Annotated in this window: 10 protein-coding genes; 8 read left to right on the plus strand and 2 right to left on the minus strand. The window is 61.4% G+C overall.

All coding sequences use genetic code 11. The features are described from left to right. Positions 1-218 precede the first annotated feature (218 nt). The 3 genes from CV102_RS16735 to CV102_RS16745 all read left to right on the plus strand — a co-directional run bounded on the left by CV102_RS16735 (position 219) and on the right by CV102_RS16745 (position 4965). Positions 219-641, plus strand: a complete 423-nt coding sequence (locus CV102_RS16735; protein WP_187433007.1) for a universal stress protein — start codon at positions 219-221, stop codon at positions 639-641. Between the two features lie 285 nt (positions 642-926). Then, positions 927-3242: an amino acid permease gene (locus tag CV102_RS16740; RefSeq protein ID WP_148859152.1), complete on the plus strand. Its 2316-nt coding sequence runs from the start codon at positions 927-929 to the stop codon at positions 3240-3242. 205 nt (positions 3243-3447) lie between these two features. Beyond that, complete coding sequence (locus CV102_RS16745; protein ID WP_148859153.1) at positions 3448-4965, plus strand: TrkH family potassium uptake protein; 1518 nt, start codon at positions 3448-3450, stop codon at positions 4963-4965. A gap of 232 nt (positions 4966-5197) precedes the next feature. Here CV102_RS16745 and CV102_RS16750 read toward each other — a convergent pair whose 3' ends face one another. Both CV102_RS16750 and CV102_RS16755 read right to left on the minus strand, forming a co-directional pair. After that, positions 5198-7513: an amino acid permease gene (locus CV102_RS16750; protein WP_148859154.1), complete on the minus strand. Its 2316-nt coding sequence runs from the start codon at positions 7511-7513 to the stop codon at positions 5198-5200. Positions 7514-7655: 142 nt separating this feature from the next. Continuing rightward, positions 7656-8399: an Lrp/AsnC family transcriptional regulator gene (locus tag CV102_RS16755; protein WP_148859155.1), complete on the minus strand. Its 744-nt coding sequence runs from the start codon at positions 8397-8399 to the stop codon at positions 7656-7658. 250 nt (positions 8400-8649) lie between these two features. On the opposite strand from CV102_RS16755, the gene CV102_RS16760 reads away from it, so the two are divergent. The 5 genes from CV102_RS16760 to CV102_RS16780 all read left to right on the plus strand — a co-directional run. Then, positions 8650-9078: a universal stress protein gene (locus tag CV102_RS16760; protein WP_148859156.1), complete on the plus strand. Its 429-nt coding sequence runs from the start codon at positions 8650-8652 to the stop codon at positions 9076-9078. Between the two features lie 21 nt (positions 9079-9099). Further along, entirely contained in the window at positions 9100-9765 is a 666-nt protein-coding gene (locus tag CV102_RS16765; RefSeq protein ID WP_148859157.1) for a potassium channel family protein, read from the plus strand. A gap of 2 nt (positions 9766-9767) precedes the next feature. Beyond that, positions 9768-11315 carry a TrkH family potassium uptake protein gene (locus tag CV102_RS16770; protein ID WP_148859158.1) on the plus strand — a complete coding sequence of 516 codons (1548 nt, stop codon included), beginning with the start codon at positions 9768-9770 and terminating at the stop codon, positions 11313-11315. A 382-nt stretch (positions 11316-11697) separates the two neighbouring features. Next, positions 11698-12534, plus strand: coding sequence for a cytochrome c oxidase subunit II (gene coxB, locus CV102_RS16775; RefSeq protein WP_148859159.1), 837 nt, complete (start codon positions 11698-11700; stop codon positions 12532-12534). After that, the coding region (locus tag CV102_RS16780; protein ID WP_187433008.1) for a cytochrome c oxidase subunit I at positions 12534-13294 on the plus strand (761 nt) is incomplete at its 3' end. The genes coxB and CV102_RS16780, both read left to right, overlap by 1 nt.

Raw genomic sequence — 13294 nt, forward strand, 5'->3', positions numbered from 1 at the left:
CCCCGGCATTCTTGTGCTAACATTTTGTCGGTACCGAGAAATGCGTTACGACAGCGTCCCCTATGGAAACGAGCCGCCGTGACGAGGGCAGAGGTCGTCTCCGGGGTTCCAGCAAAATTTCGAGGGTCAATTTCCGGATCTCGGTCGGGTCTCCGAATCCGAGTGGTGAGTCGGCTGGACGAAGGTATTTGTTTGCGCTCTGCCAACGAACGGGTACAATGGTGGTCTTTCAACACGTCCTCATTCCAGTTGCGACCGGCGAGGACGCTCGAGCAACGTGTGATGCACTCGAGCCGTATCTCGAGGACGTAGAGCGGGTCACCGCCGTTCACGTGATCGAAAAAGCCGGTGGCGCGATGGACAAGGCGCCACTCGGAAAGCGCCAGGAAGACGCCGCCGACTTCCTCGCGATCGTGGATTCGGAACTCGGAGATCGCGTCGCAGTCGATACCCGAACGGTCTACGGGACGGATGTCGCCGACGCGCTGTTCGATGCGGCAACCGACACGAAAGCGGATGCGATCGCGATCCGCGCACGTGGCGGCAGCCGGATCGTGCAACTTCTCGCCGGAAATACGACGCCGAAACTCGTCACCGACCCCCTCGTTCCGGTTGTGTCCCTCCCACACCCGAACGAGTAACCGAATCAGTTAAGGAAAGCGTCTCTCTTTGCACGGGTATGAACGACGGTTTTCTTTCGCAGTCGAGACTTTCTCTACGGCATTGGGCTCGAACCGTCTCTCGGTATGCCGCTGGTGACGGATAATGAAGAGGGACTCGGGGCAAGAGAGAGGGGACGGTTCGGTCCGCACTGACCGAAAACGCACCGCGATTGCCGTCGATTTCGCACGGGTAGCCCGACCAGGGACGACGTCGGATCGCCGGGCGAGTCTCGCTACTCGGCGACGGTCGGGGAGGGACGACAGATGAGTGACGAGGAACTCGCCAAGGACCTTGGCCTGGTTTCGGCGCTGGCAGTCGGGATCGGGACGATGATCGGTGCCGGAATCTTCGTTCTCCCCGGCGTCGCCGCGGCCGAAGCGGGACCCGCAGTCGTGGTCTCGTTCATCATCGGCGGGAGTATCGCGATGGTCAACGCGCTCTCGGTGAGCGAACTCGGGACCGCGATGCCGAAAGCGGGCGGCGCGTACTACTACATCAACCGGGGGCTCGGACCCCTCTTCGGGTCGATCTCTGGTATGGGGGACTGGATGGGACTGGCGTTCGCAAGCGCCTTCTACTGCATCGGATTCGGCGGCTATCTCGCGACGCTACTCGGGGGTGTCGTCGTTACGATTCCGTTGCTCGGCACGATCGAGTTGCTCCCGACGATCGTTCTCGGTCCGCTCGTTCTCTCCGACATCCAGATCGGTGCGCTGTTGGCGGGCGTCGCGTTCGTCGGCGTCAACTACATCGGCGCGAAAGAAACCGGCGGCGTCCAGACGATTATCGTCACGCTCCTCATGGGGATTCTCACGGTCTTCGCCATCGTCGGCTTCTTCTCATTCGACTGGGGAACGGTCACGACCGACGGACTCACGCCCGAGGGAACCGGGGCGATCCTCCCTGGCGCCGCGCTCGTGTTCGTCTCGTATCTGGGGTACGCGAAGATCGCAACGATCGGCGAGGAACTCAAAAACCCCGGCAAAAATCTCCCGATCGCGATCATCGGCAGCGTCGCCATCGTGATGGTCATCTACTCGATCCTCGTCGGATTGATGGTCGGGATTATTCCGTACGACGCGATCGACCTCGACACGCCGATGTCCGACGTCGCGGGCGTCATCTTCGAGGGGAACCTCGGCGTGATCGGCGTGACGTCGATCACGCTCGCAGCGCTTCTGGCGACTGCCTCGAGCGCGAACGCCTCGATCCTCGCCTCCGCGCGGATCAACTTCGCGATGGGGCGAGACAAGATCGTCACCGACTGGTTGAACGAGATTCACCCGCGGTTCGCCACACCGTACCGCTCGATCGCCGTCACCGGGCTGATGATCGTCGTCTTCATCGTCGTTCTCGGGGGCGACATCGAGGTACTGGCGAAGGCGGCTAGCGTCCTTCACCTCGTCGTCTACGCGCTGATCAACGCGGCGCTGATCGTCTTCCGGGAGGCTGACGTCCCGGAATACGACCCCGACTTCACCGTCCCGCTGTATCCGATCACGCCGCTTCTCGGAATCGTCCTCTCGCTGGGGCTGATTACGTTTATGGAGACGATCGAGATCGCGCTGAGCATGGTGTTCGTCGTGGGTGCCGTGATCTGGTACGGCGTCTACGCCCGCCACGAGACCGAGCGTGACGGCGTGTTGAGCCACTATATCCTCTCGCGGTCCGGAGAGATGCCCGACGCCGCGGTCTCGGCGGCATCCGCCGCGCGACCGTCCGGTGGCGACGATTATACGGTGATGGTTCCGGTATCGAACCCCCGGACCGAATCCACCCTTCTCTCGCTGGCCAGCGTGTTCGCGAAGGCCAACGACGGTCGCGTACAGGCCGTCCACATCGTCGAAGTCCCGGACCAGACGCCACTCTCGGAAGGATCCGAGCACGTTCGCCGCATCGACGAGGAGTCACAGCAGTTGATGGACAGCGTCCGCGAGAGCACGGAGACGATGGACGTCCCCGTCGACGTCAGGACGGTCGTCTCCCACCGCTCGTTCGAGGAAGTGTTCGATCTGGCTCGCCGCGAGGAAGCGGACAAGGTCGTCATGGGCTGGGGGCCGGGCAGACCGTGGTCGGCCGGCCGCGCAGAACGACCGCTCGAGGAACTGACCCACGACCTCCCGTGTGACTTCCTCGTCCTCAAGGACCGAGGTCTCGAGACCGACCGCGTACTTGTTCCGACCGCCGGCGGTCCCGACTCCGAACTGAGCGCCGAGATTGCCACCTACCTCCGCGACCAGCTCGGCTCCGAGGTCACGCTCCTGCACGTCGTCAACGACCAGGAAAGCGAGGCGAAGGGCGAGACCTTCCTGACCGAGTGGGCCGCTGATCACGGCCTCGACGACGCGGAGATTCGTATCGACACGTCCGGTGACGTTGAGGACGCGATCGCCACGGCCGCACGTGATCACTCGCTGGTCATCATCGGCGCTACCGAGCGAGGACTCCTCTCGCGGCTCGTTCGTGGTTCGCTCGCGTTCGACGTCGTCAACGAGGTGGAGTGTTCCGTCCTTCTGGCAGAACGGCCGACCAGCCGGTCGCTCCGGGAACGGTTGATCGGGTTGCAGAACGACGATTAGGTTCCTGGCATTCCAGCGTTCGTTTCGCTCTTTTCCCTTCACTCGTTGACACCTCTTGGCCACTCTCTAACGCGGCTCGATCGGGGTGAGTAACTGCGTTCGTTCGATCGATCGCCGACGTGGGGCGAGTGTTCCTGCGTCTCGAGCAGTAGCGGATCCGTTCCGAACCGATTATCTTCCCAGACCACACACCTCGGATCACTCGATGAGGATCCGCGTCGACTGGCGCTCAAGCTGTAGCCTGACTGGGACGGTTTTGAAGTGGCTCGCGGTGCCACTCGCCGCTCCGCTCGTCCTGGCCGCGTACGACGGCGACGCTATCACCCCGTTCGTCGTCGCCGTCGTCGTCACGGCCGTACTGGGGGCTGCACTCGAGTTGCTGAGCGACGAGCGCGAACTCGGCCAGCGCGAGGGGTTCCTGATGGTCGCACTGACGTGGCTCGGTGTCGCCGTCGTCGGTGCGATTCCGTTCTACCTGGCCGGCCTCGCTGCCGGTCCCAGCTCCGCCTTCTACAGTCTCGTCAACGCGCTGTTCGAGAGCATGAGTGGACTCACGACGACGGGTGCGACCGTGATGGGTGGGTGGGACTTCGAGAACCAGTCGCGAGCAATCCTGCTCTGGCGACAGCTGATCCAGTGGCTCGGCGGACTCGGTATCCTGATCGTCGCGATCGGCCTGCTCTCGAATCTGATGGTCGGTGGTGCACAGCTGATGGAGACCGAAACGCAAACCAGGAACGTAACCAAGCTGACCCCGCAGATCGAAAGCACTGCACGACTCATCTGGGGGCTGTACGTCGGTCTTACCCTGCTCGCGGCGGCGACGTTCTACGCGCTTCACCTCGTCGGTCTCGGCCCCAATATGGATCTCTTCAACGCCGTCTCCCACGCGCTCACGAGCGTCGCGACGGCCGGCTTCTCGCCCGAGGGGCAGAGCATCGGCGCGTTCTCACCCGTCGTTCAGTGGGCGGTGATGCCGTTCATGATCCTCGGGGCGACCAATTTCGTGCTCCTGTACTACATTTCGCAGGGCGATTTCGAACGGCCCCTCGAATCCGAAGAGCTTCGCTTCTACCTCGGTGCCATCGTGTTCTTCAGTGTGATCGTTTCGTTCATTATCGGGCTCGATCCCGAGATCAACAAAGGATTCGAGGAGACCCTCAGACACGGATTTTTCAACGTCGTCTCGCTGGTAACGACGACGGGGTACGCCTCGACCGACTTCGACCTCTGGACGCCCGGCGCCAAACACGTCCTCTTCCTGTGTATGTTCCTCGGGGGGATGGCCGGCAGTACGACCTGTTCGATCAAGACGCTCCGCTGGCTCGTGATCTTCAAGGGGCTGTACCGAAACTTCTTCACGTCGATTCACCCGTCCGCAGTTCGACCGGTTCGGCTGGGTGACGGCGTCGTCGAGGAGGAGACGATCAACGACATCTTCTCCTACGTGATGCTCGCAATCGTCATCTTCTTCCTCCTGACGATTATCATCGTCGTCGACGCCGCTCGAGTCGGGACGACCGTTACCGAGTTCGAGGCGCTGGGGGCCGCTGCGTCGATCTTCCTCAACATCGGACCCGCGTTCGGCATGGCCGGGCCGATGGACAACTACGCTGGGTTCCCCGTCACCACTCGTGCGGTCATGGTGGTCATGATGTGGATCGGCCGCATAGAGATCATCCCTGTGCTCGTGTTGTTGCTGCCAGCCTACTGGCGATCCTGACGGTTCGTCGGGAGTTGGCCACTGTTCACCACTCGTACCGGCACGGCGGATCTGAACCAGGTAGCATAGCCGGTGACGGGGTGGGAAGCGGTACTCGTCACACTGCCAGTACTGTTTGGTACACGCAAAAACTGGCCACTGTCCGCTGGAGCCGGTGGCAATCACTCCGACTGTGACGCTCTGCGTGAGAGACGAGAGGGAGAAGAGAGACGAAAATTGGCTCCGCCGACCCTTACGATTCCCTCGGCTTGACTTCCGAGGGGCTGCCACCCAGTCGCTGTATGAGTGCCTGCCGGAAGGTTCGTGGCGCCCTGTTCTCCCCGCGAGCCATGATGACCGTCCCCTGACTCTGCTCGACGATCGTCTGTGGAAGCGAGCCGTAGAGCGCCTGTGCAACGGTACTCGTGCCCGTCGCACCGACACAGATCGTGTCGTACTCCGTGGCAGCCTCGACGAGTGTCCCCCGGACGTCGTCACTGACTATCACGCGTGGCTCGTACTCGTCGTCCTCGAGATCGGCAGCGGTCGCGACCTCCGTGATCGTCTCGTGACCGAGCTCCGCCGGGTCGATCTCGATGTCGTCCTCGATATCCGGTTCCGGCTGGACGTTGAACAGAGTCAGCGTACTGTCGGGGAACGCTCGACGAATCTCGCCAGCGCGTCGTGCCGACGCGGCCGCGTGCGGTCCTTCGCCGGCGAGCGTCACGATGTCGTCGGGCGACGTCGTCGGATCTTTGACGAGCGTCACGTCACACGGTGCGCGCTCGAGCAACGGATCGATGGTCGTCCCGAAGAGGACGTCCCGCCGACGGCGCTCGCCGGCCCAGCCCAGCAGTACGTGATCCGCGTTCTCCTCGCCGAGAACCGACAGGAGCGTCTCGCCGGCGTTCCGTCCGACGATCGCACGTGTCCTGACCGGAACGTCCAGGTCCTCGGCGATGTCACGAGCGTTCTCGAGGAGCGCACGCTGGTTCTCGACGCGTTCCTCTTCGAACTCGATCTGGGCGGGGGAGGTCTGTGGTGGGACTTCGATCACGTTGACGGCGACGAGCTCCGCGTCGCCTTCCGTGCTGGCGGCGCTCGCGGCAGCGTACTTGATCAGCGGGCGCTGGGTCTCGGGATTCGAGACGGGGACGACGACCCGGTAGACGTCTTCGCCCTCGACTCCCTCTCCCGCCGGTGCGACGGCTTCGCCGATGAGCGTCGTCGAGATGGCTTTCTCTTTCGCGTAGAACTGGTACCAGGTGATTCCGACGAAGACGATGCCGACACCGATCGCCTGTACTTGCCACGCCATCTGGAGCATGACGCCGATGCAGGCCAGTCCACCGAGGATCGGAACGATCGGATACAGCACCGACGGAATCCGGAAGTCCGGTTCATACTCGTCGGGATCCGCTCGTCGCAGGACGATGACGGCGACGTGGACCAGCGCGTACGTGATGAGGAACATGAAACTCGCGACGTCCGCGAGCGTGGCGATCGGAAGCGGGCTGGCGATGAGCGCGAGGATGACGACGCCGGTCGCGAGAATAGCGCGGTACGGCGTCCGGTACCGGTCGTGGATCTGGTTGAGCCAGTTCGTCAGGATCTGGTCGCGGCCCATCGCGAAGTTGACGCGCGCGGCGGAGAGGATCGACGCGTTCGCCGAGGAGATGGTCGCCAGGATCGCCCCGGTGATCATGACCACCGAACCGATAACGGCGAACTCGACGGTGAACCCGCCGACGGTGACAGCACCGAACGTCCCGGCTGCGACGGCGGCGACGTCGGCGACTGGCACGTCCGAGGCGGCCAGTTCTGGAACCGGGAGCGTCCCCGTACTGACGAGCATGACGAGGACGTAGAGGATCGTCGGCGTGACGACCGCCGCGATCATCGACAGCGGAAGGTTACGACCGGGATTTTTGATCTCTTCCGCGCTGGTCGCGATGACCTCGAAGCCGATGAACGTCACGAACACTGTTCCCGCAGTCGCCGCGACGACCGGCCATCCTTCACCTTCCCGGACGAACGGGTCGAGCAAGCTGGGATCGATGTTCAGCAGTCCGACGGCGATGAAGACGAGAATGAGGCCGACCAGCGCGATGACGATGACGTTCTGTAACGATCCAGTCTCCTTGACGCCGCGGTAGTTGATCGCCACGAGGAGTGAGGCCATCACCAGTCCGGCGAGGATGACGGTAAGCGCGTCCGACGGCTGATCGAGCAGGTACTGCCCGAAGCCGAGCATGTAGAAAGCGGTCGCGAACATCAGCCCGGCCCACATCCCCCAGCCGACGATCGTACCGAAGAAACTCCCGAGCGCGTGGTTGACGTAGTAGTAACTGCCGCCAGCTTTCGGCATCCCGGTCGCCAGTTCCGACAGCGAGAGCGCCGCGAGGAGCGCGACCATGCCACCGATCACGAACGAGACCATACTCGCAGGACCGGCACTCGCGGCGACGATACCGGGGAGAACGAAGATTCCGGCACCGATCATCGTCCCGAGACCGAGCGTGTAGGCCTCGAGGAAGCCGAGATCTCTGGCGAGTTCCTGATCAGACATTCCTGATCTCACCCCGCCGGTCGTCCGTCCGGAACGAACAGAGCGATTTTCTCAGAATCATTTTTGATTCCGAAACAGGATTCATATACTCTGTGTTGATCCCGCCCCAGACAATAAGTGTGTTTACATCCTAAACAGAACCCTACCCTTCCTTCGCCTCGAACACGGTGAGCATTCGTTCCGTAATCCCATCCCGAGAGAGAACCGTGAGCAGGTCCCCTGGCCGTATTTTGCTGTCGCCAGTCGGCGTGAGTACGGAGTCTTCGCGCTCGATCGAGACGACGAGTAATCCGTCTTCGAGGAGTCCCTCGGTCCCGGCTCGCTCGAGGGTCATGTCGGCGATCGGTGCGTCGTCCTCGACGGTGAGTTCGACGACCTCGTTACCGCCGGCGAGGCTGATGTAGTCCGAGAACTGCTGATGAGTTTCGGCGGGACCGAAGGGGTGGTACGACTGGAACTGTTCGGTTCGGACGAGTTTTTCGTCGTCGATATCGAGACCGAGCGACGTCAGCTCTCGTGCCACGTCGTTTACCCCTTCGACGTCGCTTCCGACGGCGAGAACGTGGAGGTTTGCCCGCCCGGCCATGAACTCTCGAACGTTGACGACGCCGGTGATCGTCCGCGCCTGCTGGGCGAGTCGTGCACGTTCTTCGACCGGCGCCGTCGCCACGTACAGCGTCGTGAGCATGTCGTCTGCGGCGTCGAAATCGACGTTCGCGTGATAGCCCTTGATGATCCCGGCGTCCTCGAGCTGGTTGATCCGGTTTCGAATCGTCGCGGGAGAGACGCCCACTTCCTCGGCGATCATCGGTGCGGACGTATTTCGGGCATCTCCCATCAGCGCGTGAATGATGCGTTTGTTCACGTCGTCGAGACGAATGCTCATGCGCGTGCATACGCCGACAGACGTGAAGGATCCTGCCTTTTGTTCGCCGGTCGGCATTCACTTTTTCGATCTGGCTACACCCGAGGAATTATATTCTACCGATAATATTGGCGCCCATTAGTATCGAATCCGCAGATCTAGTGGGTTTATATTACTGTATCAGTAATGGTGTCAATGGAACAATGGTAACGGAAGCCAGATCGGATGGAAGACGGCGCGAGCAGCCGATTACCTCGGCGAGAGGTGGCTGATGACCGACTCCATCATGACGCACATGGTCGTCCCAATCGCGAACGAGAACGACGCGACGGCCACGTGTGAGGCGCTTGAATCGGCTATCGACGAACCGATCGAACGGATCACTGTCGTCCACGTCATCGAGAAGCGGGACAGGTATCCGGACAAAGCCCCGCTGGAGGCACGGCAAGAACAGGCCGAACGGATCTTCAGAACCGTCGAAGACTGGTTTCCAGACGGGCCGCCACTCCGACGCGAACTCAGATACGGAACCAACGTCGTCGACGAAATTCTCGATGTAGCGGAGGAAGTCGACGCGACGGCGATCGGCTTCGTCCCGCAATCCAGCGGACGACTCCATCGACTGCTGTCGGGCAGGGATTCGTACAGACTGATCACAGAGAGCGAACAGCCAGCCGTCGTGTTCTCACGGGTCGACTGAGCACTCACGGAGCCAACACACATGTACATCGTTATTATCGGCGCAGGGAGTATCGGTTTGAACCTGATCGATCTCGCGGTCGACGACGGTAACGACGTCGTCGTCATCGAGAGAGACGAGGATCGAGCGAACGACGTCGCGTCGAAATACGACTGTCTGGTTCTTAGCGCCGACGCGACGAAAAACGGGACACTCAGAGACGCCAATATCGGCCGAGCTGACGCCGTTATCACGACGACGAATATCGATGCCGTCAACATCATGGTGATGTTGCTCGCCCAGGAACACGACGTTCCGAACCTCGTCAGCGTCGTTCACGACACCGAAAATCTGCCCGTCTTCGAGAAGATCGGTGTCACGCTTATCGAGAACCCACAGAGACTGATCGCGGACTACCTCTATCACTCGGTCCGGTATCCCGGCGTCAGTGACTTCATCGAACTCGACGATACCACCGAACTCGTCGAGTTGACGGTATCCGACGACGCACCGATGAACGGCCAACTCCTCGAGACAGCAAACGAGAACGGAACCCTTCCGGAGGGCTGTCTCATCGTCGCACTCAGGCGTGGCGAAGAGATCCGTGCCCCGAGAGGCGACACGACGATCAGGGCAGGTGATCAGGTAACGGTCTTTACCGACGATGTCTCGCTGTCGGCTGCGATCGCGGCGTTTACGGACGAGTAATCATGAGAGTTCGGTATCCTGCGGTCGGACGGGACCTCGGTCGCATCTTGCAGGTCGTCTCGCTGATGCTCGTTGTCTCGATCCTGATCGCCATCGCCAACCGAGAGTTCTTCGCGGCCCCCGCATTTGCTATCTCGGCTGTCGTGATGGGCGGGCTCGGTATCGCGCTCGCACGACGGTATCGGGACACATCGAGCACCGGAAAACTCGAGGCGATGATCACGGCAGCCACCGCGTGGGGGGCAGTCGGCGTGCTCGGCGGGCTTCCATTTCTGCTCATCGCGTGGACGATTACGCTCGATCCGTTCCCGGCGTGGGCGAACACGCCGGCGACGAACGAGACGGTCGACGTCTTTCGTCACCCCCTGAACGGGGTCTTCGAGAGCATCAGTGGCTTCACCAGTACCGGGCTGACGATGGCCACAGTCGAGGACGAACTCCCGCGTTCGCTTCACTGGTGGCGCTCGTTCACCGAGTGGATCGGTGGGGTCGGCGTCATCGTCCTGACCGTCGCAATTCTCGCTCGGCCCGGCAGCGGTTCGCTCACGCTCTACGAGAGCGAGGCACGCTCCGAGAAGATTCACCCGAGTATCGTCTCGACGGTCACGGAAATCTGGAAGATCTACCTCGGATTCACGCTCATCGCAATCGGCCTCTTTCTCGCTGCCGGAATGCCCCTGTGGGGGGCGATCAACCACGCGATGACCGCCATCGCCACCGGTGGGTTCTCGATTCACGCGGATTCTATCGGCCACTATCAGAGCCCACTGATCGAGTACGCGGTCGTGCCGGTGATGGTCGCCGGCAGTATCGCGTTCCCGATCCACTACCTGATTCTCAGGGGTGAACTGCAGAACTTCTACACCGACATCCAGACCCGCTGGGTATTCATCTGGTTCACTGCGGGGACAATCGGTCTGACGGCACTTCTCTCGCTGAACGGCCAGTACGACTCGCTCGAGGAAACGTTCCGAATCGGCCTGTTTCAGTTCGTTTCCGCGACGTCGAACACCGGCTTCGGGACGGCGACGATCGGCGGCGGCACCGAACGGGCCTGGACGGCCGGCGCGACACTGGTGGTCTGTCTGGGTATGCTCACCGGTGCAGCGGCCGGGTCGACCGTCGGCGGTCTCAAACTCATCCGCGTCATTACGCTCGTCAAGGGGACGGTCTGGCAGCTCAGGAGCGTCTTCACACCGGACAGTGCGATCCGACAGCTCCGACTCGGCAAACGAACGCTCGACGAAGCACAGGCCGAACGCGAGTACACTGAAGCGACGGTCGTCTTCGTTCTCTGGATCCTCTTTCTCATCGTCGGCGTCGCTGTCCTCCTCTGGACGTTGTCGCCCGATCACCCCCTCGAGTACGTCATCTTCGACGTGATGAGCGCACAGAGTAACGTCGGTCTCGACGCCGGAATCACCGGCTCAGAGATGCCTGCAGCCGCCAAGGTGATGTTGATCTTCAACATGTGGATCGGTCGACTCGAGATCATCCCGGTTGCGGTACTCCTGGGTGCAGCCTTCCGAAGAGACGATCTCTACACGTAATCGTCGCTTCATCGCGGTCAGCGCGCGAGCACCTCTCGACGATCGAGAGGTGAGAAACTCGTCGAATCAGTGGTCGGGTTGTCGTTTTTGACCCGAACTGGTTCGTCCTACCGGAGAATGTCGCCGGTAATTCCGCATTGGTCGGCTCTCGGTGGCACCGTGAACGATAGAAAAAAGGTCCCTGGCTCGAAGTGGCTGATGATGAATCGAGACGTGGGTACTCGAGTCCAGCCGACGGCGGCAAAACCCGCTCGACAGCACGTCGCTGTGCGGGTCCAATCGTGGCGTTTCCAAATAGATAAGTGCCCACGGCAACCATCGACCGACATATAAGCGGACTTCAAACGAGGTGAACACAATCTTCAGCGCAGCTATGATCCCCATGCAGGCACAGACGCGCGTCGATGTCTTCGAGCAAATCTTCCTGGTCTTTCTCGGACTCGGGACGCTCGTTGGTGTCGTCGTAATCGCGTACACGCTGTACAACGCGTACAAGTATCGTGATGGCGGCGACGAGACATCGGACAAGGCGCGGCCGACACTCGGGGAGTTACCGACAGGAGGAGAGGGTGGCAAGAAACTGTTCCTATCGTTCGGGCTGAGTGCCATCATCGTTATTTCACTCATTATCTGGACGTACGGAATGCTGCTGTACGTCGAGGATCCCGGCGACGAGATTCCGGACGAAGAGGCCATCGAAGTCGACGTCGTCGGTGACGGCTTCGCCTGGTTCTTCGAGTACGAGAACGGAGCCGAGTCGACGAACACGATGACCGTTCCAGAGGACACGGCGGTGTGGGTCAACGTAACGGGTGGTGACGTCTGGCACTCGTTCGGGATAACGGACTTACGGGTGAAAGCGGACGCTATCCCCGGTGAGACCGACCGGACGTGGTTCATGACGGGTGAAGCCGGCGACACTCACGAGATCGAGTGTTTCGAACTCTGTGGTGACGGTCACACCCAGATGGTCGGCACCGTCGACGTCGTGAGCGAAGAAGAGTACGAAGAGTTCCTCGAAGAGGAAGCACCGGACGACGACGAGAACGGTGACGACGAGGAAGCCGACGACGAGAACGGTGACGAAAACGGTGACGATGAAACGGACGAAGAGAACGGTGACGACGAAGAAAACGGCGACGATGAAGAGAACGGTGACGACGAAGAGAACGGCGACGACGAGGAAGCTGACGACACCGAGGACGGAGGTGACGACTGATGGGTGATCTTCCCCCGATGCGGTCGCTCAAGCGCTGGCTGGTGACGACCAACCACAAGGACGTCGGAATTCTCTATCTCGGGACTGCGCTGTTCTTCTTGCTGCTCGGTGGTGTCATGGCGCTTGCGTTCCGCGCCCACCTGTGGGAGAGCGGCGGCACGGGACTGCTTACGAACAACCAGTTCAATCAGGCGGTGTCCACGCACGGACTCCTGATGGTGTTCTGGTTCCTCTCACCCTTCGCAGCCGGGTTCGCGAACTACTTCGTTCCCCTCCAGATCGGGGCGAAGGACCTCGCGTTCCCCCGACTGAACGCCCTGAGTTACTGGTTCTACCTGTTCTCGGGCGTCCTGTTCGCGATTTCGTTCTTCCAGGGTGGCTCGTTTGCCGGCGGCTGGACGATGTACGCGCCGCTGAACGTGCCGACGTACACGCCCGCGCTGGAGGCGACCACCGGCGGTAACGGGACGATCCTCGCGTTGCTCCTGTTCGTGTTCTCGATCACGATCGGGACGGTGAACTTCCTCGTGACGATTCACCGGTCGCGCGCGGAGGGACTCGGCCTGTGGAACATGCCGCTTTTCACCTGGTCGTGGCTGCTGACGGTCTGGATGATGCTGTTCGCGTTCGCGGCACTGCTGGCCGCGCTCTTGTTGCTGTCTATCGACCGGCTGTTCCTGACCCAGTACTTCGCGACGGACCAGGGCTCGGGCCTGCTGTGGGCCCACCTGTTCTGGTTCTTCGGGCATCCGGAGGTGTA

Source organism: Natronococcus pandeyae, from assembly GCF_008122205.1.
GTDB lineage: Archaea > Halobacteriota > Halobacteria > Halobacteriales > Natrialbaceae > Natronococcus > Natronococcus pandeyae.